The sequence below is a fragment of the Rhodoferax sp. genome, from assembly GCF_013297935.1.
Lineage (GTDB): Bacteria > Pseudomonadota > Gammaproteobacteria > Burkholderiales > Burkholderiaceae_C > Allorhodoferax.
This window is the reverse complement of record NZ_JAAFIX010000013.1, coordinates 13,351-33,439: the sequence shown is the minus strand read 5'-3', so window position 1 is coordinate 33,439 and position 20,089 is coordinate 13,351. Positions and strand designations below refer to the sequence as shown.

Sequence of the window (20,089 nt, the reverse complement as noted above, 5' to 3'; positions counted from 1 at the left end):
TTTTCTGCAAATCCGCGAAATATATGCGGATTTGCAGAAACAAGGACTCCGCATGCCGAGCTTGAAGTCCAGCATCAGACCGGGGTACGCGGCAACCACAACACTGCGCAAGCCCCCGAGCCTTCTTTCTCTTCCCGATTCCCCAGCTCCACCCGCCCCCGATGCAGCGAAGCAATCTCCTTCACAAAACTCAACCCCAGCCCCGTGCTCTTCTTCTTGGAGTGCGGGCGCGCCAGTGAATAGAACTTCTCAAACACCTTGTCCTGCGCATAGCCGGGGATGCCGGGGCCTTGGTCGCGCACGCTCATCTGGGCCCAGCGGCCTTGCACGCTCAGGCCGAGTTCGATCTGGCCGCCTTCGGGGGAGAAGTCCTGTGCGTTGTCCAGCAGGTTGCTCACGGCGCGGCGCAGCAAAAAGGGGTCGGCCTCGACCGTGGCATCGCTCTGTGCCTGCACGCTGATGTGGATGCCGCGCTGCGCGGCCACGCCCTGGGAGGCATGGGCCAGCTCCTCCAGCAGGGGCAGCAGGGCCACGGGCTCCACGGTGTCGAGCACGCGGCGGGTTTCCAGTGCGGTGAGCTCCATCATGCGGTCCACCATCTCCTGGATGCGCTGGGTCTCGCGCTGGATGTTGGTGAGGAAGCGCTGGCGCTGCGCTTCGTCCATGGGCTCTTGCAGCAGCTCGGCCGCGCCGCGGATGGCGGACAGGGGGCTCTTCACCTCGTGCGTGAGGGTTTGCACATAGTCGGCCACGTAGTTGCGCCCGGCCAGCGCGTCGCGCATTTCATCAAAGGCGGCGCGCAGCAAGTCCCAGGCGCGGCGCAGCAGGCGGCCGGGGTAGAAGCCGGGCTGGGCTTTCACATAACGCGCGTAGTCGGTGATGAGGCCAAAGGGCCGCACCAGCCAGACCGACACGGTGACGCCCAGCACCAGCACGGCCAGCACCGAGAGCACGCCCGCATACAGCGTGCGGCTGCGTGCGGCCACCACAAACTGGCCGAAGCTCTGCACCGGCTTGCCCACGGTGAGCGTGCCCACGATCTCGCCGCTGCCCGCGCCCTGCGCCGTGTTGACCCAGTGCACGGGCGCTGCCACGTACATGACGGCGGAGTTGGGGTCGCCGGGCAGGTCCAGCGTGGTGCGGGCGCCGTATTCGCCCTTGAGCGCCAGACGCACGTCGCGCCACTGCGAGAAGTCTTGCCCCGTGGTGAGGCCGGTAGAGTCGAACACCACGGTGCCGTGGCGGTCGGTCACATAGGCGCGCAGCTCCACCCGGATTTTGGTGACGCTGAAGATTTGCACATCGAATTCGCGGGCGTAGGCCGATTTGAAAAGCGCGTCCAGCCGGGCGGTGTCGATGGCGCCATCGCGCACGTCTTGCTCCACTAACGCGGCGAGAATTTGCGAGGTTTCTACCAGCGACTCTTCGGCCGACTCGCGGTAGCGCGGGTCCAGGTCGGAGACCACGCGGTACAGCACCGCGGCCATGCCCACCGCATAGATGAGCAGCAGCGCGATGAAGATGCGGCTGCGTTTAGACATGTTGCCCCCACGCTCCGCCGCTGCGCGGGTCGCTGCCCCCCCAGGGGGCTAAGTCCGCTTGGGGCGGCCCGGCGCGGACTTGCACTGTGCTACCGGTCATGCTGGAGTGGCCGGCAGTTCTTCGTTCAGCGCGTAGCCCGTGCCGCGCAGGGTGCGAATGGGTTCCAGCGTGGGGGCCACGGTCTTGAGCTTGGCGCGCAGGGTTTTGATGTGGGCGTCCACCGTGCGGTCAAAGCTGTCGTTGTCGCCACCCCAGACCTGCAGCAGCAGCTCGTCGCGGGTGAACACGCGGCCGGGCTTTTGCACCAGCAGGCGCAGCACGCCGTACTCGTAGCGCGACAGTTCCAGCGCGCGGCCGTAGAAGCGGATCTGGTGGCGCTCTTCGTCCAGCGCAAACACCGGGGCTGCGCTGGCCGGCGTTGCTACCGGCGCAGGCGCTGCGGCGGGCACCACGGGCCGCGCACTGCGGCGCAGAATGGTGCGCACGCGCGCCACCAGCTCGCGCGGGGAAAAGGGTTTGGCAATGTAGTCGTCGGCGCCCAGCTCCAGGCCCACCACGCGGTCGATCTCGTCGCTGCGCGCGGTCAAGAACAGCATCGGCACCTGGTTGCCACCGGGCAGGGCCTGCAGGCGGCGGAACAGTTCAAAGCCATTCATGTCTGGCAGACCCACGTCCAGCACGGCCAGCGCGGGTGGCTCCGTCTGGAACTGGCGGATGGCTTCTTCGGCGGTGCTGCACCACACGGGCGCGAAGCCGTCGGTGGACAGCACGTACTGCAGCGTGTCGGCAATGCCGGATTCGTCTTCAACAAGGAGGATGCGCGGTTTCAGGGCCATGGGGCGCATTGTGACGTAAAAATGACCTCTAGCCCCCGTGGATCATGCGCAAGCAGCTATCAATTACGTAGCGGTCAGGCGGCCCCGGCCAGGTCGTCGAGGATGGGGCAGTCCGGCCGCTCGTCACCATGGCAGCAGCCTAGCAGCCCGTGCAATGTGCGCTGCATGCTTTGCAGCGCCTGAATGCGCTGGCTCAACTCGTCCAGGTGTTGCTGGGCGATCTGCTTGACCTGGCTGCTGGTGCGCTGCCGGTTTTGCCACAGGCCCACCAGCTCGCCAATCTCGGCCATCGAGAAGCCGAGGTCGCGGCAGCGTTTGATGAAGCGCAGCGTGTGCACATCGGCCGCGCTGTAGAGCCGGTAGCCACTGTCGGTGCGCGTGACCGTGCCCAGCAGGCCCAGCGACTCATAGTGCCGCAGCATCTTGGCGGACACGCCGCTTTGCCGTGCTGCCTCGCCAATGTTGACGGGCTGGCTGGACACCTCGGCAGGCTTAGGCTGCGACGGCATAGCCTTCTTCGGCAATGGCGTGGGCCAGCGTTTCGCGGGCTTGGGTGGACTCGACCTCTACCAGGTTAGCGCTGCGGTCGATCTTCACTTGGGCTTGCGGGTCGGCTTCTTGGATAGCGCGGGTCACCGCCTTCTCGCAGTGGCCGCAGGTCATGCCGGTGACGGAGAAAACTTGGTTCATAAAGGCTCCTAGTGGTTAGATGAGAGTATTTTGAACCTTGCCATAGTGGGAGGGTCAAGCGCAGCTTGGATTTGCGCGCCACCATAGTTGGCGCAATAATGGCGCAATTAAGAATAAATGCGCCAATGAATACGCCAACTCCCGCCTTCACTGCTGCCGATGTGATCCAGCTGATTGCCCAAAGCCCCGACGGCTTGGGCATGGACGCGCTGTGTGGCACCTTTGCGGCTGTGCCCAGGCGCACCCTCCAGCGGAATATGGCTACTCTGGTGCGAGAGCGGCGTGTGGTTTTGGAAGGCAAAGGCCGGGGTGCTCGGTACCTGGCGCCTGCCAACCCGCCGGTTCGCGCATCGGTCGCGCCATTTGCGCACTTGTCGGTCCAAGAGCCCGGCGCCGACTACCCCACCGACCCCTATGTGCCCACCTCGCCGGAGGGCGAGGCCATCAAAGCCTATGTGCGGCAGCCGCGCCACCTGCGCAAACCGGTGGGCTACCAGCCGGCGTTTCTGGAGGCCTACGTACCCAACGTCACGGCCTACCTGCCGCCCGAGTTGCGCGCCCAGTTGCACACCTTGGGCCAGTCGCCCGCCGCGCAAACGCCGGCAGGCACCTTTGCACGTGACATCTTGAACCGGTTGTTGATCGACCTGTCGTGGGCCTCGTCGCGGCTGGAAGGCAACACCTACAGCCGCTTGGACACTGAGCGCCTGATTGCCCAAGGCCAAGTGGCAGAGGGCAAAGATGCGGTCGAAACCCAGATGATCCTGAACCACAAAGAGGCTATCGAATATTTGGTGCACGACCCCGAGCGCGCCAGCCTGACGCCCGACACGGTGATTGCACTGCACGCTTTTTTGTCGAATGGATTGATGGCCGACCCCATGGCAGAAGGTCGTTTGCGGGAAAGGGCGGTCGGCATCGGGGGGAGCGTGTTTTTGCCTTTGGCGTCACCGCAAGGCATTCACGATATTTTTGGCTTTGTGCTGGAAATCGCCGCCGAGATTGCCGACCCGTTCGAGCAAGCCTTCTTTTTGATGGTGCACCTGCCGTATCTGCAGCCGTTTGAAGATGTGAACAAACGCGTCTCGCGCTTGGCGGCCAACATTCCTTTCATCCGGCACAACCTGTGCCCGCTGTCGTTCATCGATGTGCCCCAGCAAGCCTATGTGGACGCCATGCTGGGCGTGTACGAACTCAACCAAGTGGAGCTGTTGCGCGATGTGTTTGTGTGGGCCTATGTGCGCTCGTGCCAGCAGTACGTGGCGGTGCAGCAAAACATCGGCAAGCCGGACATGTTTCGCATGCGCTACCGGCGTGAGTTGGGGGCGGTGGTAGCTGCCATGGTGCAAGCCATGGAGCCAGCGGCTGAGGTCTTGGTGCGTGCGCGTGTGCCCTCAGAAGTGGCGCAAGCGGATCAGGCAGCCTTCGTTGCGCTGGTGCTGGCCGAGCTCAAATCATTGCACCCGGGGAAGGCGGTGCGCTTTGGGTTGAGGTCGCTGGAGGTGGAGGGGTGGAGTGCCCATACATTGCTCACCAAACCATAAAGTTGTAGCAATATGAGAATTTCAAGGGCCATGATCGAAGACGCTTCAGCCATCAGCCGCCTGATTGGTAGCGTGGCCAGATTCTTTACTTTGCAACCCGATGGCCTAGGCGCGGAAGACTTCCTCAAGACGATCTCGCCTGAGGCAGTCGCCAGCTACCTGGTCGATCCACGTTTCGCGTATTTCAAGGCGGTCGATAACGGCGCGCTGGCTGGCGTGGTGGCGGTGCGCGACGGTAGCCACGTCTATCACTTGTTTGTGGACGAGTCATTCCAGCGCCGTGGGTTGAGCCGCCAGTTGTGGGGCCATGCCCGTGCAGCGGTGGGTGAGGCGAGCCCCGGTTACTTCACCGTCAACTCCACGCCTTATGCGCAGCCGGTGTACGAGCGCTTCGGGTTCGTTGCCACCGGGCCGCGGGTGGAGACCAAAGGCATTGCGTTTGTGCCCATGCGTTGGGTGGCCGCTTGACCTTCCCACCATGGTAAGGCCTAAGCTTGCGCCATGAGCACTGAAAACACCACTATCTCCACCATCGATATCGGCATTGGCGGCATGACCTGCGCATCGTGTGTGATGCGTGTGGAAAAAGCCCTGAAGAAAGTACCCGGCGTGGACAACGCCACGGTGAACCTGGCCACCGAGTCCGCGCGCATAGCGGTGCACGATGCGGGTATGGAAGCCCGCCTGCGCCGTGCGGTGCGGGACGCGGGCTATGAGCCGCTGGCGCCTAGTTCGGCGATTGATGCCGAAGACATATCGCCTTGGGCGGGCTTCATGCCGGTGGGTATTGGCCTAGCTCTGTCGGCCCCGCTGGTGCTGCCCATGGTGGGGGACCTGTTTGGCAAGGACTGGATGCTGCCCCCGCTGTGGCAGTTTTTGTTGGCTACGCCCGTGCAGTTCATCTTGGGCGCGCGGTTTTACAAAGCAGGCTGGGCCGCTGCTAAGGCTTTGACCGGCAATATGGATTTGCTGGTGGCGCTGGGCACCACGGCGGGCTGGGCTTTGTCGGTCTGGCTGTGGCTGACCGCCCCCGACCACAGCGCACATGGCATGCCCGCCATGGAGCCGCACCTGTACTTTGAGGGCAGCGCCGTGGTGGTGACCTTGGTGCTGCTGGGCAAGTGGCTGGAGGCCCGCGCCAAACGGCAGACCACCTCGGCCATCCGCGCGCTGCACAGCCTGCGGCCGGACACCGCGCACCTGATGGGCCGCGACGGCGAAGTGGATGTTCCTGTGGCGGAGGTGCTGGTGGGCGACAAGATTGTGGTCAGACCCGGCGAGCGCTTTCCGGTGGACGGCACGCTGCTCGAAGGCCGCACGCAGGTAGACGAATCCATGCTGACCGGTGAGCCGCTGCCGGTGGCCAAAGACGTGGGCGCCAAGCTCACCGGCGGCAGCATTAATGGCGAGGGCCGCGTGGTGCTGCAGGTGCGGGCGGTGGGGGTGGACACGGTGCTCTCCAGCATCATCCGCCTGGTGGAAGACGCGCAGGCCGCCAAGGCGCCCATCCAGCGGCTGGTGGACCAGGTGAGCGCGGTGTTTGTGCCGGTGGTGCTGGTGATTGCGCTGGTCACGCTGCTGGGTTGGTACCTCACAGGCCACAGCTTTGAGACGGCCCTGATTCATGCGGTGGCCGTGCTGGTGATAGCCTGCCCCTGCGCGCTGGGCCTGGCCACACCGGCCGCCATCATGGCGGGCACCGGGGTGGCGGCCAAGCACGGCATTTTGGTCAAAGACGCGCAGGCGCTGGAGCTGGCCCACACGGTCAAGGTGGTTGCGTTTGATAAGACCGGCACGCTCACCGTGGGCCGCCCGCGCCTGACTGCACTGGTGCCCGTGGACTTGGCCGAGGCCGACGCGCTGGCGTTGTCGGCTGCCTTGCAAAGCGGGAGCGAACACCCGCTGGCCCACGCGGTGGTGCAGGCCGCCCACGACAAAGCCCTGGCCATGGTGGCGCCTACGGACGTGCAAGCCGTGGCTGGCCGGGGCACACAAGGCCAAGTGGCCGGGCGCACCCTGCTGCTGGGCAGCCTGCGCTGGATGGCCGAGCTGGGCGTGGACCTGGCCCCGGTCGCGGCCCAAGCGGCTGCGCTGCAAGCCGAAGGTGCCACGGTGTCGGCCATGGCCGAGCAGGCGGCGGAGGACACCGCGCCCGTGTTGCTGGCCCTGCTGGCGTTTGCCGACGAACCCAAACCCGGCGCCGCGCAGGCGCTGGCCACCCTGAAGGCGCGCGGCATCCAGACCGTGATGATTTCCGGTGACAACCGGGGCGCTGCGCTGGCCATGGCAAAGCGCCTCGGGCTGGACGCCCGCGATGTGCTGGCCGAGGTGCTGCCCGGCGACAAGGCCGCCAAGGTGGTGGCGTTGAAGGCGGCCCAGCGTGAGGGCATAGCCTTCGTAGGGGACGGCGTGAACGACGCGCCCGCCCTGGCCGCTGCCGATGTGGGCATGGCCATGGCCAACCCCAACGGCGGCGGCACCGATGTGGCCATGCACGCGGCCGGCATCACCCTCATGCGCGGCGACCCGCTCTTGGTGGCGGCGGCGCTTGACATCAGCCGCCGCACCGTGGCCAAGATCCGGCAAAACCTGTTCTGGGCCTTTGCCTACAACGCGGCGGGCATTCCGCTGGCAGCGCTGGGTTTTCTCAGCCCGGTGGTAGCGGGTGCGGCCATGGCGCTGAGCTCGGTGAGCGTGATGACCAATGCCCTGCTGCTCAAGCGCTGGACGCCGGATGAGGGCGGCAAGTAGGCTGCATCGGAGGCAATTTATAGTCAAATCTGCCTCTAGCCCTCGTGTTGATTGCGCAAGCAGCTCCTAAAATGTGAGCATTCTGGAGTGCGCATGAAACACTTGTTGACGACGACCGGCCTCTACCTGCTCACCGCCGTGGCTGAAATTGTGGGTTGCTATCTGCCGTGGCTGTGGCTGCAGCAGCGCGCGCCTGCCTGGGTGCTGCTGCCTGCGGCGGCATCGCTGGCCTTGTTTGTGTGGCTGCTCACCCTACACCCCGCGGCCAGCGGCCGGGTGTATGCGGCCTATGGCGGGGTGTACGTGGCCACGGCACTGGTGTGGCTGTGGTGGATGGACGGCATTGCCCCGACCCGCTGGGATTACCTGGGTGCGGGCCTGTCGTTGGCGGGCATGGCCGTGTTGGTGTGGGCGCCTCGCGCGCAGGCCTGACGCAAGTCAAGACGCGCTTGCTGGCCGTGTGCGATTCTCGGGGCGGGTATTGGTTTGAAAAGGCAGGCAACACAGGGGTTTTGCCTTGGTTTACAACTTGTAAGCCCCCATAGACTCTGAAAGAATGGCCGCACACTGGCTGCGGCCCACCCGAGGAATACGACATGACCATGATGACCATGATGCGCCAATTCACGATCCGGCTGCGCATGCTGGGCGCTATTGCAATGGTGCTGGCGCTGCTGTTCATGCTGGGCGGCGGCGGTTTGTGGGGCATGGGCAAGATCCAGGACCAGAGCGACGCTTTTCTCGACAACTCCTTCGCCGAGATGCAGCACCTGGGCCGCCTGCAGGCAGCCATGAGCAAGGTGCGCGAGGCAGAGAAGGACATGATCATCCAGTACGAAAAGCCGGAAGAGGTGGAAAAAGCCTACACGCGCTGGAAGTCGCAGCTTGTGGAAGTGGAGGGCATTACCAACCACTTTCTGGAAGGCGTGGAAGACACCGACAACCCGGTGGTGCGCCAAATGCAGGCCGACCTGAAGGAATACGTCAAGTTGTTTGAGCCGGTGGCGGGGCAGCTCAAGTCCAGCGGTTACGAATCGGCCACCATTGCCAACCGCATGAGCCAAAAGGCACTTGCCCAAATCGACAAGGTCATGAAAGGCATGAAGTCGCTCGAAGACGTGTTGCAGGATGAGGCCAATGCCGCTGTCAACGAGCAGCACAAGGTCAGTGACGTGATCCAGTGGCTCTTTATTGCCGCGCTGGGGGTGGCCACCGTGGTGGTGGTGCCGCTCACTATTCTCAACATGAACTCCATCTGCCAGCCCTTGGAGCGGGCTCGCTTGCTGGCTCAGGCCATTGCCGGGGGTGACTTGTCACAGCACATCGAGGTGCATGGCAAAGACGAGGTTGCGGATTTGCAGCACGCACAAAAAGCGATGCAAGACGGATTGAGCGCACTGGTCTTCCAGGTGCGCAACGCCAGCGAGAGCGTGGCCACGGCCAGCCAACAAATCGCCTCAGGCAACCAGGACCTGTCGGAGCGCACCGAAAAGTCTGCCAGCAGCGTGCAAGACACGGTGGGCTCTTTGGCCGAGCTGACCGAAAACGTGCAGCAAACCGCCCACGCGGCCCAGACGGCGCGGCAGTTGTCCGACTCGGCTTTTACCCTGGCGGCCCGCGGTGGCCAGGTGGTCACGCAAGCGGTGGGCAGCATGCACGAGATTGCCGCCAGCAGCAGCAAGATCAACGACATCGTCGGCCTGATTGACTCCATTGCTTTCCAGACCAACATCCTGGCGCTGAACGCGGCGGTAGAGGCCGCCCGCGCCGGCGAGCAGGGGCGGGGCTTTGCCGTGGTGGCTTCTGAGGTGCGCATGCTGGCCAAGCGCTCGGCCGCCGCCGCGCAAGAAATCAAAGGCCTGGTCAGCACCAGCGTGCACGCGGTCGATGGCGGGGTGAAGCTGGTGGAAGAAGCCGGTGCCGCCATGAAGGAGATGGTGGACGGTGTGCAGCGCGTGGGCGAGATCATTGGCGAGATTTCATCCTCTTCCACCGAGCAGTCCAGCGGCATTGCGCAGGTGAACCAGTCGGTGGGCCTGATTGACCAGGCCACCCAACAAAACGCGGCCTTGGTCGAGCAAAGCGCCGCCGCCGCCCAAGGTCTGCGCGAGCAGGCCGATGCTTTGGCCCAGGTGGTGCGCCAGTTCCGCCTGCAAGGCAGCGCAGTCTGAGCGCGCGCCCCGAAGCGCCGCCCCAGGCGCCCGCGCAACCCCCTATCGACGCACAGGCGTGGTGCCTGGCATTGGCACTGTCGCTGGGTGCGGCGGTGTCACTGGGCATCACCCGTTTCGCCTACGGGCTGCTGTTGCCGGCCATGCGCGCGGACTTGGGCTGGACCTACACCCTCGCCGGCGCCATGAACACGGCCAACGCGCTGGGCTACTTTATCGGCGCGCTGCTCACCCCCCGCTTGTTGCGCAGCCGTGGGCCCGGCGATCTGCTGTGGGGTGGTGCGTTGCTGGCGTCTGTCTTCATGGCCTTGAGCGGCTTTTTTACCGATGCGAACACCCTGCTGGTGCAGCGCTTGTTGGCCGGCGTGGCCAGCGCGCTGGTGTTTGTGGCCGGGGGCTTGTTGGCGGCCCGGCTGGGCACAAGGTACCCGCGGCACAGTGGCTTGTTGCTGGGCATGTACTACGGGGGGACCGGCGTGGGCATTGTGCTGAGTGCTTTGCTGGTGCCGTGGTTGCTGGAGCGCTTTGCGGCGCAGCCGCATGGTTGGCAGTGGTCGTGGTGGGCGATGGCGCTGGCCTGTGCGGTGTGCACCGCTGTGCTGGTGTGGCCGGCGCGGGTGATGTCGCGCTGGGCGCTGCCGGCCGCGCAAGCGGCAGCCGGCGGACCGCAACAGTTTCATTGGTCGGACTTCCGCTTCGGGCTGGCGGGCTACACCTTGTTTGGCGTGGGCTACATCGGCTACATGACCTTTGTGGTGGCCTTGTTGCGGGCGCAAGGCATATCGGCCACCGCGGTAACCGTGTTTTATGCCCTGCTCGGGGTAGCGGTGATCGCGTCCAGCCGCATCTGGGCGCGTTTGCTCGACAAGCACCGTGATGGCCGGCCACTCGCTACGCTCAATGCGCTGCTGGGGGTGGCCATTATTCTGCCGGCGCTCACCGCGTGGTGGCCGGTGGTGGTGGCTTCCGGCTTGTTGTTCGGGGCGGTGTTTTTGTCGGTGGTGGCCTCCACCACGGCGCTGGTGCGGCACAACCTGCCGCCCACGGCCTGGGCCGCGGGCATCAGCGCGTTCACGACCGTGTTTGCTGCGGGCCAGATCGTGGGCCCCACCGTGGTCGGCTGGATTGCCGATGGCCCCGGTGGCTTGGCACGAGGCTTGGTGTTTTCGGCGGGGGCGCTGTGGCTCGGGGCAGCCTTGGCTATACGTCAAAAAGCCTTGTAGCCCTTTGTTTGTATGCGCAATTAGCTACTAAAACAATAGCAAAAAGGGCCCTCGCGGGCCCTTTTTGCATGGGGCTGCAGCGCTTTACTTCAGCAAGCCTTCAGCGCGCATGGCGGCTTGCACACCGGGGCGTTCGCCCACGCGGGTGCGGTAGGTCAGCAGGTTGGCAAAGCTGCTCAAGTCCACCTTCACGATGCGAGCCCAGTTGGTCACGGTGAACAGGTAGGCGTCGGCCACGGTGAATTGTTCGCCCAGCAGGTAGTCTTTGCCGGCGAGTTCGCTGTCTACCCACGCCAGGCGCTTGGCCAGGTTTTGCTTGGCCTGCTCTTTGGTTTCGTCTGGCGCGGCGGGGTTGAACAAGGGGCTGAAGCCCTTGTGCAGCTCGGTGCCGATGAAAGTGAGCCACTCTTGCAGCTTGTAGCGCTCAAAAGTGCCGTGGGCCGGGGCCAGCTTTTTCTCGGGCACCAGGTCGGCGAGGTACTGCACGATGGCCGGGCCTTCGTGCAGGCTGCGGCCGTCGTCCAGCGTCAGGTAGGGCACATAGCCCAGCGGGTTGATGGTGTAGAAGTCGGTGCCGTCGGGCAACTGGTGGGTCTTGGTGGGGGCCGGAATGGCCTCAAACGCCAGGCCGGCTTCGTGCATCACGATATGCGGGGAGAGCGAGCAGGCGCCTTGGGAGTAGTACAGCTTCATAAACGTCCTCGGGTTGGGTCAGGCTTGCATGCTAGCGGCTTTGTCGGCCCGGATGTGCTGCACGGCTTTTTCCGCAATCATGATGGTGGGGGCGTTGGTGTTGCCGGTGACCAGGTCGGGCATGATGGACGCGTCCACCACCCGCAGCCCGCGAATACCGTGGACCCGCAACTCGGCGTCCACCACAGCCATGGGGTCGCTGGCCGGTCCCATTTTGCAGGTGCCTATGGGGTGGTACTCGGTGTCGGAGTGGTCGCGCAGGAACTGTTCGATCTGGGCCCGGTTGTTGCGCTCTACGGGGTAGAGCATCTTGCCGCGGTAGGGCTGCAGGGCGGCGGCCTCCATGATGTCCAGGCCCATCTGGGTGCCGCGCACCAGGGTGTCGAGGTCGTCAGGGTCTTGCAGGTAGGCCGGGTCGATCAGGGGGGCGTCGGTCGGCTTGGTGCTTTGCAGCGTGACGCTGCCGCGGCTCTTGGGGCGCATCAGCGTGACGTGCAGGGTGTAGCCGTGGCCCAGGTGGGCTTTGCGGGTGTGGTCGTCCACGATGCCAGTGCAAAACGCGAGCTGAATGTCGGGCACTTCCACATCGGGGCGAGTTTTCATGAAGGCTTGGGATTCGGCCACGTTGGTGGTGATCCAGCCGGTGCGCTTGGCGCGCCACTCGAACACCGACTTCACCATGTTGAGCGCACCCTTGAGCGAAAAGCCCAGGGTCTCCTGCTGGTGCTGGGTGCGGTAAATGAGCACGGTGGTGACGTGGTCCTGCAGGTTCTGCCCGACGCCGGGCAGTGGGTGCCGCACCGGAATGCCGTGGTGGCGCAGGTGCTCGGCCGGGCCGACGCCCGAGAGCATCAGCAACTGGGGTGAGCCGAAGGCACCGGCACTCAGCAGCACCTCGCGGCGGGCGCGCAGTTCGTGCGTGCGGCCTTGGTGGTCGTAGTGCACGCCGGTGGCGCGCGGGTCGCCGTGGGTGCCGTCGAGCACGACCTTGTGGGTGTGGGCCTGGGTGATGACGGTGAGGTTGGGGCGCTGCCGGTGGGGGGTCACATAGCCTTTGGCGGCGCTCCAGCGTTCGCCGTCTTTTTGCGTGACCTGGGCCGGCGCGCAGCCCCACTGTTGCAGGCCGTTGTAGTCGGGCGTGCGGGGCAGGCCCTGGCTTTCGCAGGCCTGCAAAAACGCTTCGTTTAGCGGGCTGGGGCTGCGCAAGTAGCACACGTTCAGGGGGCCGCCCACACCGCGCAATGCGGTAGCGCCGAAACATTGGTTGTTTTCTGATTGCTTGAACAGGGGCAGCACGTCCTGGTAGCTCCAGCCGGGGTTGCCCTGGCCGGCCCAGCGCTCGTAGTCGGCCGCGTTGCCACGGGTGTAGACCATGGCATTGAGTGAGCTGCTGCCGCCGAGCACTTTGCCGCGGGGTGCGAAGCCGCGCCGCCCGCCCAGGCCGGGCTGGGGCACGCTCTCGTAGTTCCAGTTGAAGATGCCCAGGGGCGCGGTGGCCGCGAAGCCCAGGGGCGCGTGAATGAAAGCGCTGGTGTCGGGGCCGCCGGCTTCCAGCAGGCAGACGGTGACGGCCGGGTCTTCGCTCAGGCGGCCTGCCAGCACGCAGCCGGCTGAGCCGCCGCCAACGACGATGTAATCAAATTCAGTAGGGGTCATGGAAGGGTTCAATCCTGGTAGCTGGGGTCTATGCGTTGGAGTTTGCGAATCAGCGCAGGCCAGACAAAGGCGCCGCCCAGCCCGCCGGTTTGGACGCGCATGGCCTCGGCCACACCGCTCACGATGCGGGGGTCCACACGCGTGAGCGCCCCGCCTCCGGTCTGCGCACCGAGTTGGATCTGGCAGGTGGCCTCGAAGGTGTACATGCTCAAGAAGGCGTCGGCAATGGTTTTGCCCACCACCAGCAGGCCATGGTTGCGCAGCACCATGAAGTTGGCCTGCCCGAGGTCGGCTTGCAGACGGGGCTTCTCTTCGGGACGGAAAGCCACGCCTTCGTAGTCGTGGTACGCCAGCGACGCCAGCACGAAGGTGGATTGCTGGCTCAGCGGCAATATGCCGGCCTGCTGCGCGCTCACGGCCACGCCGGCGCGGGTGTGGGTGTGCAGCACGCAGCCCGCGTCTTCCCGCGCTTCGTGGATGGCGCTATGAATGACAAAACCGGCCGGGTTGACGGGGTGGGGTGAGTCATTCAGCTTATTGCAATGCTGATCGACTTTGACGAGACTGCTCGCAGTGATCTCGTCAAACATCAGCCCGTAGGGGTTGATGAGAAAGTGATGCTCGGGGCCGGGGATGCGCGCACTGATGTGGGTGAACACCAGGTCGCTCCAGCCGTAGTGCGCGACAAGGCGGTAGCAAGCGGCCAGGTCCAGGCGGAGTTGCCACTCTTGTTCGCTGACCTGTGATTGCACGGATGTTGCGGGCATAACTGCCTCCATGGTTAAAACTGGTCTCAGCGTACTGGCATCGAGGTTGATAAACTGTTAAAAAATTAACAATTCAGGGTATTTACCGTAGGGGAATGGATGACACACTCCAAAACAGAGTTTTTAAAAAGAATGTCGTGCAACCCCTGGTTTGCAGGTCTGCCACTGGCGGAGCGCAAGGCATTGCTGGCGGTCGCCTCGGCCCAGAAGGTGCAGGCGGGAGAGGTGGTGTACCGCCGTGGCGAGCTCAGCGGCGGGTTTTATGGCGTGCTGGAGGGTGTGTTTCGCGTGTCTGCCTCGGGTGAGGATGGGCGGGAGGGCATTTTGTCGGTACTGGAGGCCGGCACCTGGTTCGGCGAAACCACCCTGCTCGACGGGCAGCAGCGTCCCCACGATGTCACGGCCCTGCAGGCCGGCACGTTGCTGGTGGTGGCGCCGCAGGACTTTCAGGCGCTCATGCAGCGCATCGGGTTTGTGCAGGGCATCAGCCGCCTGCTGGCAGCGCGGGTGCGGGGTCTTTTCGGGCTGGTGGAAGACACCATGTTGCGCTCGATCCGGATGCGGGTGGCCCGACGCCTGATCTCTCTGGCCCGGGGTGACATGAGCATGTCGGTTCACACCCGGCTGGGCGTGCAGGTGTCGCACGAGGAGCTGGCCATGATGCTCGGGGTGACCCGCCAGACCCTGGCCAAGGAGCTGAAGTACTTTGTTCGCCAAGGCGTGTTGGCGCTGGGCTATGGCCGCATCGATATCGTGGAGCCCGACGCCTTGAAGCGCGAGGGTGCGCTGGCCTGAGTTCTTCGGTCCCGCGCCGTTGGGCAGGGCCAAGTCCCCGCACTCGGCAAAAAGGGGAGCTGCCGTTAAAATAGGCAACTCCCTTTCTTTTTGCGCCGGCCGGACTCGCACCGAGGTCCGCCCCCGCGCCCCCTTGCCATGTTGTACCCACAAGAATTCGACGTCATCGTTGTCGGCGGCGGCCATGCCGGCACCGAAGCTGCGCTCGCGGCTGCCCGCATGGGCAGCAAAACCCTGCTGCTCTCCCACAACATCGAAACCCTGGGGCAGATGAGTTGCAACCCCAGCATCGGCGGTATCGGCAAGGGCCACCTGGTGAAAGAGGTCGACGCCATGGGCGGCGCGATGGCGCTGGCCACCGATGAGGCGGGTATTCAGTTCCGCATTCTTAACAGCAGCAAGGGGCCTGCGGTGCGAGCGACCCGTGCGCAGGCTGACCGCGTGCTCTACAAGGCCGCCATCCGCCGCATGCTGGAGAACCAGCCCAACCTGTGGCTGTTCCAACAAGCGGTGGACGACTTGATGGTCGAGGGCGATGGTGACGGCGCCCGCGTGGTGGGCGCGGTGACCCAAGTGGGCATTCAGTTCCGCGGCAAGACCGTGGTGCTGACGGCGGGTACTTTTCTGGACGGCAAGATCCATGTGGGCCTGAACAACTACGCCGCCGGACGGGCAGGGGACCCGCCTGCCGTGTCGCTGTCTGCCCGACTCAAAGAACTGAAGCTGCCCCAAGGCCGCCTCAAGACCGGCACGCCGCCGCGCATTGACGGCCGCAGCATTGACTTCAGCAAGTGCATCATCCAGCCCGGCGACGGCGTGCCCGGTGGCATGAGCGATATGATGCCAGTGGTGAGCTTCATGGGCAATGTGGCCATGCACCCGCAACAAGTGCCATGCTGGATTACCCACACCAACGAGCGCACGCACGACATCATTCGCAGCGGCTTCGACCGCAGCCCCATGTTCACCGGCAAGATCGAGGGCGTGGGCCCGCGCTACTGCCCGAGCGTGGAAGACAAGATCAACCGCTTCGCCGACAAAGACAGCCATCAGATTTTTCTGGAACCCGAGGGCCTGACGACCCACGAGTACTACCCCAACGGCATTAGCACCAGCCTGCCTTTCGACATTCAGTACGACCTGGTGCGCAGCATGGCCGGCTTGGAGAACGCTCATATTTTGCGGCCCGGTTACGCCATCGAGTACGACTACTTTGACCCGCGCAGCCTGAAGAGCAGTTTTGAGACACGCCAGATTGGAGGGCTGTTTTTTGCCGGGCAGATCAACGGCACCACCGGCTATGAAGAGGCGGCGGCGCAAGGCATGTTTGCCGGCATCAACGCTGCGCTGCAAGTACGCGCCATGGGCGGCGGCGATGTGGCGCTGAGCGCTGCCGGTGCGGCCAGCTACAGCGGCGACAGTTGGTTGCCCGGCCGGGACCAAGCTTATCTGGGTGTGCTGGTCGACGACCTGATCACCAAGGGTGTGACCGAGCCTTACCGCATGTTCACCAGCCGCGCGGAGTTCCGCTTGCAGCTGCGTGAAGACAATGCCGATGCCCGTTTGACCGAAGTAGGTCGCGAGCTGGGGTTGGTGGATAACGCCCGTTGGGATGCTTTCTGCCGCAAGCGGGACGCTGTTTCACGTGAAACAGAACGTCTGCGCAGCATCTGGGTCAACCCCCGCAACCTGGCGGCTGAAGAATCCGAGCGGGTGCTGGGCAAGTCGATCGAGCATGAGTACAACCTTGCCGACTTGTTGCGCAGACCGAATGTGAGCTACGGCGGCCTGATGTCTTTGGACCACGGCAAATACGCCAACCGCGATTTGCTGGACACTGTTTCACGTGAAACATCCGGCCTGCCCACCACGGATCTGGCGGAGGCGGCCTTTGTGGCGGCGGTGGTGGAGCAGGTGGAGATTGCCGCCAAGTACTCCGGCTATATCGACCGCCAGAAAGATGAGGTGGAGCGCGCGGCCCACTATGAGAACCTGCGCTTGCCTGAAGACCTGGACTACATGCAGGTCACGGCCCTGAGCATTGAGGCGCGCCAGCGCTTGAGCAAATTCAAACCAGAGACGCTGGGCCAGGCATCGCGCCTGTCCGGCATCACCCCCGCCACTATTTCCTTGCTGATGATTCACTTGAAAAAAGGCAACTTCCGCGGCTTCGTTGAGAAGGCGGAGTCGGTATGAGCGGGGCAGGGCACGCTGATCAGTTGGCGCAAGCTTGCGCTGCGCTAGGCCTGGTCTTGGAGTCGCAGCAGTCTGCGGCTTTGCTGGAATACATGGCCTTGATCCAGAAGTGGACCAAGGTCTACAACCTGACTGCCGTGCGGGACCCGGCCGAAATGCTGACGCACCACTTGTTTGACAGTCTGGCCGCCATCCCACCGTTGCAGAAGCAGTTGGCGGCGCAGCAGTCTGCCGGTCTGTGTGGCGACAAGCCGCGTCTGCTGGATGTGGGTTCCGGTGCGGGCTTGCCGGGCATCGTGATCGCTATTTGCTGCCCGCACATCACGGTGCACTGTGTCGACACGGTGGCCAAGAAGGCCGCCTTCATTCAGCAGGTGGCGGTGACGCTCAAGTTGCCGAATCTGCGGGGCATTCATGCCCGGGTAGAGAGTTTGGCGGAGCCCTACGATGTGGTGAGCTCGCGGGCTTTTGCTTCACTGGTGGATTTCACCACCTGGTCTGAAAAAGCCTTGGCAGAGCACGGCGTGTGGATGGGCATGAAGGGCAAGCACCCTGCGGATGAGATGGCTGCGCTGCCTGCATCGGTGGACGTGTTTCACGTGGAACAACTGTCTGTGCCGGGGTTGGATGCAGAGCGGTGCATTGTGTGGATGCGGAAGAGGGCAGTCGCCTAAGGTCTTGTAGCCTGTGGAGATGGGTCGGGGTTGGCGTTTTGCTCCGTGTCCCCCGCCCGCTGTGCGGGCTCCTCCTTGACCTGCGCAAAACGCCAACCCCGACCCATCTAGCGAAAGTGCTGGCAAAGCTGCGGTCGGCACCTTCGAGTCCTCTTCGCAGCGATGTGGCAGGGGCATACCCCAAAGTGAGGTCAAGGAGGAGCCCGCGCAGCGGGCGGGGGACACGAACGGCGGGGTGTGCCCCTGTCACGTCGCGAGCCCAGAGCCAAAGCCCCCGAGCAACCGTCAAATGAGCAAGGTGCGCCAAAGAGGTTTCACGTGAAACAACACTCCGTTACCCAGTTCACAGCGGCCCGCTAGAACCCCACGCCCGCCACGAAGTTTCCAACGTAAACTCGACGCCTTCCCCCCGAAAGAAAATCCATGCTCGGCGTCACCGATTACGGCACCTTTGTCATCACCATCATCGTGTTTCTGGCGATCCCCGGACCGGGTAACCTGGCGCTGGTCACGTCGACCAGCAAGGGCGGTATCCGCGGTGGGCTGGCGGCTACGCTGGGCGTCATCCTCGGGGACCAGGTGTTGATGTGGTCGGCGGTGGCCGGCGTGGCGGCATTGCTGGCCGCCTACCCCGAAGCCTTTCATGCCGTGCAGTGGGCGGGAGCCGCCTACCTGGCGTGGCTGGGGTTCAAGATGCTGACTGCCAAACCCGGTGCCGCGCCGGTGCTGAACATCAAGGCCGGGCACTACCTGCGCCAGGCCTTACTGATCACCTTGCTCAATCCCAAGGCTATTCTGTTTTACATGGCCTTCTTCCCTTTGTTTGTGGACCGTGCCACCCAGCAAGGTCTGGTGACCTATGGGCTGATGGCTGCGACCATTGCCTTTCTCACTTTTCTCTATGGCCTGGGCGCTACCTTGCTGACCCATTTTCTGGCAGAGCGCGTGCGGGCCAACCCCCGTATCGGTCAGGTGCTGGGAAAGCTGGCCGGGGTGTTTCTAGTGGGCTTCGGCATCAAGCTGGCCCTGCAGTCCGCCAAGTAAGTCTTTCACTGTCTTCGTTATCCGTTTCCCTACCCTGAGCGTCTTATGGCCAAAATCTTCTGCGTTGCCAACCAAAAAGGTGGCGTCGGCAAAACCACTACCACTGTGAACCTGGCGGCCGGACTGGCCAAGGTCGGGCAGCGGGTGTTGATGATCGACCTCGACCCGCAGGGCAACGCCACCATGGGCTCCGGTGTCGACAAGCGCAAGCTGGAACTCACCGTCTACGACGTGCTGCTCGAATCCGCCACCGTGGCCGAAGCCCGCGCAAAAAGCGAGAAGCTGGTGGAGGGCGGTTGCAGCTACGACATTCTGGGCGCCAACCGCGAGCTTGCCGGTGCCGAGGTAGAAATGGTGGAGCTGGAGCGGCGTGAGCGCCGCCTCAAGCAGGCGCTGGCCGCGGTGGACCATGAGTACGACTTTGTGCTCATCGATTGCCCGCCATCCTTGAGCATGCTCACCCTCAATGGCCTGTGCTGCGCGCATGGCGTGATCGTGCCGATGCAGTGCGAGTACTTTGCACTCGAAGGGCTCACCGATCTGGTCAACACCATCAAGCAAGTCAAAGCCAACCTGAACGACGACTTGCAGATCATCGGCCTGTTGCGGGTTATGTTCGACCCGCGCATCACGCTCCAGAATCAGGTCAGCGAGCAGCTCAAGGCGCACTTCGGAGACAAAGTGTTCAACACCGTCATACCCCGCAACGTGCGCCTGGCCGAAGCGCCGAGCTACGGTGTGCCGGGCGTGGTGTTCGACCCCCAGTCCAAGGGCGCGCAGTCCTTTGTGACCTTCGCCCAGGAAATGGTCGATCGCATCGGGACCATGTAGTTTCTAAGCCCCATAGGCCTCCAGCCCTTTTGGAACCTGCGCAAACAGCTCCTGAATAGATAGCAAACCATGGCACCCTCCGCCCCGACAGTCCTTCTCCTGCCCGGATGGCAAAACTCCGGCCCCGCCCACTGGCAAAGCCGCTGGGAAGCCTTGTACGGCTACACCCGCGTGCAGCAGCACGACTGGATGCAGCCCCTGCGCGGCGACTGGATGATGCAGCTCGAAGAAGCCGTGCTGGCCGCCCCCACTCCGGTGGTGTTGGTGGCGCACAGTCTGGGCTGCATGCTCACCGCGGCCTGGGCGCAGCATTCTCAAAACACCCACCGCGTGCAAGCGGCCTGGCTCGTCGGACCCGGGGACCCGGAGCGCGAAGAATTGCAGGCTCCGCTCAAGAGCTGGTGGCCCGTCGTCATGGACCGGCTGCCTTTTGCGGCGGAGCTGCTGGGCAGCTGCAACGACCCCTATTGCACCTTTGCGCGGGCGCAGCAATTCGCCTCTGCCTGGGGTGCTGAATGGGTGGACTGCGGCAACGCCGGCCACCTGAATGCCGACTCCGGTCTGGGCGACTGGCCCGAGGGCCATGCCCGCTTGCAGGCACTGAGCGCCCGAACCCTCTTCAGAAACTGCGTGCTGCCGGGTGGCACATCGAGCGAACAAGCTATCTCATAAGGAA

The 20,089-nt window shown here is 64.1% G+C and carries 19 protein-coding genes; 12 read left to right on the top strand and 7 right to left on the bottom strand.

The window, feature by feature from the left end; translation table 11 throughout:
• Positions 1-74: 74 nt before the first annotated feature.
• The 4 genes from creC to QZW03_RS15300 form a co-directional block, all read right to left on the bottom strand.
• Positions 75-1,541, bottom strand: coding sequence for a two-component system sensor histidine kinase CreC (creC, locus tag QZW03_RS15315; protein WP_296510878.1), 1,467 nt, complete (start codon positions 1,539-1,541; stop codon positions 75-77).
• Positions 1,542-1,637: 96 nt separating this feature from the next.
• Positions 1,638-2,378, bottom strand: coding sequence for a two-component system response regulator CreB (creB, locus tag QZW03_RS15310; RefSeq protein WP_296510877.1), 741 nt, complete (start codon positions 2,376-2,378; stop codon positions 1,638-1,640).
• A gap of 74 nt (positions 2,379-2,452) precedes the next feature.
• Positions 2,453-2,887, bottom strand: a complete 435-nt coding sequence (gene cueR, locus QZW03_RS15305) for a Cu(I)-responsive transcriptional regulator (protein WP_296510876.1) — start codon at positions 2,885-2,887, stop codon at positions 2,453-2,455.
• Entirely contained in the window at positions 2,871-3,068 is a 198-nt protein-coding gene (locus QZW03_RS15300; RefSeq protein ID WP_296510875.1) for a cation transporter, read from the bottom strand. The genes cueR and QZW03_RS15300 overlap by 17 nt, the downstream gene beginning before the upstream one ends.
• 125 nt (positions 3,069-3,193) lie before the next feature.
• Between QZW03_RS15300 and QZW03_RS15295 the strand changes: the two genes are divergently transcribed.
• From QZW03_RS15295 to QZW03_RS15270, 6 genes are all read left to right on the top strand, one after another.
• Positions 3,194-4,612: a Fic family protein gene (locus QZW03_RS15295; protein ID WP_296510874.1), complete on the top strand. Its 1,419-nt coding sequence runs from the start codon at positions 3,194-3,196 to the stop codon at positions 4,610-4,612.
• 12 nt (positions 4,613-4,624) lie between these two features.
• On the top strand, positions 4,625-5,080 hold the full coding sequence (locus QZW03_RS15290; protein WP_296510873.1) for a GNAT family N-acetyltransferase: 456 nt from the start codon (positions 4,625-4,627) through the stop codon (positions 5,078-5,080).
• 33 nt (positions 5,081-5,113) lie between these two features.
• Positions 5,114-7,363 carry a heavy metal translocating P-type ATPase gene (locus QZW03_RS15285; RefSeq protein WP_296510872.1) on the top strand — a complete coding sequence of 750 codons (2,250 nt, stop codon included), beginning with the start codon at positions 5,114-5,116 and terminating at the stop codon, positions 7,361-7,363.
• 93 nt (positions 7,364-7,456) lie between these two features.
• Positions 7,457-7,795, top strand: a complete 339-nt coding sequence (locus QZW03_RS15280; RefSeq protein ID WP_296510871.1) for a YnfA family protein — start codon at positions 7,457-7,459, stop codon at positions 7,793-7,795.
• Between the two features lie 164 nt (positions 7,796-7,959).
• A complete protein-coding gene (locus QZW03_RS15275; RefSeq protein WP_296510870.1) occupies positions 7,960-9,534 on the top strand; it encodes a methyl-accepting chemotaxis protein in 1,575 nt (524 codons plus the stop codon).
• Between the two features lie 65 nt (positions 9,535-9,599).
• A complete protein-coding gene (locus tag QZW03_RS15270) occupies positions 9,600-10,757 on the top strand; it encodes a YbfB/YjiJ family MFS transporter (protein WP_366481796.1) in 1,158 nt (385 codons plus the stop codon).
• A gap of 84 nt (positions 10,758-10,841) precedes the next feature.
• Here the strand turns inward: QZW03_RS15270 and gstA are convergent, their stop codons facing one another.
• The 3 genes from gstA to QZW03_RS15255 are packed head-to-tail and all read right to left on the bottom strand — an operon-like array spanning position 10,842 to position 13,873.
• A complete protein-coding gene (gene gstA / locus QZW03_RS15265; RefSeq protein ID WP_296510869.1) occupies positions 10,842-11,450 on the bottom strand; it encodes a glutathione transferase GstA in 609 nt (202 codons plus the stop codon).
• An 18-nt stretch (positions 11,451-11,468) separates the two neighbouring features.
• Positions 11,469-13,106: a GMC family oxidoreductase N-terminal domain-containing protein gene (locus tag QZW03_RS15260; protein WP_296510868.1), complete on the bottom strand. Its 1,638-nt coding sequence runs from the start codon at positions 13,104-13,106 to the stop codon at positions 11,469-11,471.
• Positions 13,107-13,114: 8 nt separating this feature from the next.
• Positions 13,115-13,873, bottom strand: a complete 759-nt coding sequence (locus tag QZW03_RS15255) for a class II aldolase/adducin family protein (RefSeq protein WP_296510867.1) — start codon at positions 13,871-13,873, stop codon at positions 13,115-13,117.
• 99 nt (positions 13,874-13,972) lie between these two features.
• Between QZW03_RS15255 and QZW03_RS15250 the strand changes: the two genes are divergently transcribed.
• From QZW03_RS15250 to QZW03_RS15225, 6 genes are all read left to right on the top strand, one after another.
• Positions 13,973-14,668, top strand: coding sequence for a Crp/Fnr family transcriptional regulator (locus QZW03_RS15250; RefSeq protein ID WP_296510866.1), 696 nt, complete (start codon positions 13,973-13,975; stop codon positions 14,666-14,668).
• Between the two features lie 138 nt (positions 14,669-14,806).
• Positions 14,807-16,864: a tRNA uridine-5-carboxymethylaminomethyl(34) synthesis enzyme MnmG gene (mnmG, locus tag QZW03_RS15245; RefSeq protein ID WP_296510865.1), complete on the top strand. Its 2,058-nt coding sequence runs from the start codon at positions 14,807-14,809 to the stop codon at positions 16,862-16,864.
• Positions 16,861-17,538, top strand: a complete 678-nt coding sequence (gene rsmG, locus QZW03_RS15240) for a 16S rRNA (guanine(527)-N(7))-methyltransferase RsmG (protein ID WP_296510864.1) — start codon at positions 16,861-16,863, stop codon at positions 17,536-17,538. Before mnmG ends, rsmG begins: the two co-directional genes overlap by 4 nt.
• A gap of 423 nt (positions 17,539-17,961) precedes the next feature.
• Positions 17,962-18,582, top strand: a complete 621-nt coding sequence (locus QZW03_RS15235; protein ID WP_296510863.1) for a LysE family transporter — start codon at positions 17,962-17,964, stop codon at positions 18,580-18,582.
• A gap of 45 nt (positions 18,583-18,627) precedes the next feature.
• A complete protein-coding gene (locus QZW03_RS15230; protein ID WP_296510862.1) occupies positions 18,628-19,413 on the top strand; it encodes a ParA family protein in 786 nt (261 codons plus the stop codon).
• A gap of 69 nt (positions 19,414-19,482) precedes the next feature.
• The gene (locus tag QZW03_RS15225) at positions 19,483-20,085 is read left to right on the top strand and encodes an alpha/beta hydrolase (protein WP_296510861.1); all 603 of its coding nucleotides are present in this window, start codon (positions 19,483-19,485) and stop codon (positions 20,083-20,085) included.
• Positions 20,086-20,089 lie beyond the last annotated feature (4 nt).

What these genes read in the sequence shown, in the direction of transcription:
- QZW03_RS15230 (WP_296510862.1), top strand. Translation starts at nt 18,628, where the DNA reads ATGGCCAAAATCTTCTGCGTTGCCAACCAAAAAGGTGGCGTCGGCAAA.
- QZW03_RS15260 (WP_296510868.1), bottom strand. Translation starts at nt 13,106, where the DNA reads ATGACCCCTACTGAATTTGATTACATCGTCGTTGGCGGCGGCTCAGCC.
- gstA (WP_296510869.1), bottom strand. Translation starts at nt 11,450, where the DNA reads ATGAAGCTGTACTACTCCCAAGGCGCCTGCTCGCTCTCCCCGCATATC.
- QZW03_RS15280 (WP_296510871.1), top strand. Translation starts at nt 7,457, where the DNA reads ATGAAACACTTGTTGACGACGACCGGCCTCTACCTGCTCACCGCCGTG.
- creC (WP_296510878.1), bottom strand. Translation starts at nt 1,541, where the DNA reads ATGTCTAAACGCAGCCGCATCTTCATCGCGCTGCTGCTCATCTATGCG.
- QZW03_RS15290 (WP_296510873.1), top strand. Translation starts at nt 4,625, where the DNA reads ATGAGAATTTCAAGGGCCATGATCGAAGACGCTTCAGCCATCAGCCGC.
- mnmG (WP_296510865.1), top strand. Translation starts at nt 14,807, where the DNA reads ATGTTGTACCCACAAGAATTCGACGTCATCGTTGTCGGCGGCGGCCAT.
- QZW03_RS15275 (WP_296510870.1), top strand. Translation starts at nt 7,960, where the DNA reads ATGACCATGATGACCATGATGCGCCAATTCACGATCCGGCTGCGCATG.
- QZW03_RS15250 (WP_296510866.1), top strand. Translation starts at nt 13,973, where the DNA reads ATGACACACTCCAAAACAGAGTTTTTAAAAAGAATGTCGTGCAACCCC.
- rsmG (WP_296510864.1), top strand. Translation starts at nt 16,861, where the DNA reads ATGAGCGGGGCAGGGCACGCTGATCAGTTGGCGCAAGCTTGCGCTGCG.
- creB (WP_296510877.1), bottom strand. Translation starts at nt 2,378, where the DNA reads ATGGCCCTGAAACCGCGCATCCTCCTTGTTGAAGACGAATCCGGCATT.
- QZW03_RS15235 (WP_296510863.1), top strand. Translation starts at nt 17,962, where the DNA reads ATGCTCGGCGTCACCGATTACGGCACCTTTGTCATCACCATCATCGTG.
- QZW03_RS15300 (WP_296510875.1), bottom strand. Translation starts at nt 3,068, where the DNA reads ATGAACCAAGTTTTCTCCGTCACCGGCATGACCTGCGGCCACTGCGAG.
- QZW03_RS15255 (WP_296510867.1), bottom strand. Translation starts at nt 13,873, where the DNA reads ATGCCCGCAACATCCGTGCAATCACAGGTCAGCGAACAAGAGTGGCAA.
- cueR (WP_296510876.1), bottom strand. Translation starts at nt 2,887, where the DNA reads ATGCCGTCGCAGCCTAAGCCTGCCGAGGTGTCCAGCCAGCCCGTCAAC.
- QZW03_RS15295 (WP_296510874.1), top strand. Translation starts at nt 3,194, where the DNA reads ATGAATACGCCAACTCCCGCCTTCACTGCTGCCGATGTGATCCAGCTG.
- QZW03_RS15285 (WP_296510872.1), top strand. Translation starts at nt 5,114, where the DNA reads ATGAGCACTGAAAACACCACTATCTCCACCATCGATATCGGCATTGGC.
- QZW03_RS15225 (WP_296510861.1), top strand. Translation starts at nt 19,483, where the DNA reads ATGGCACCCTCCGCCCCGACAGTCCTTCTCCTGCCCGGATGGCAAAAC.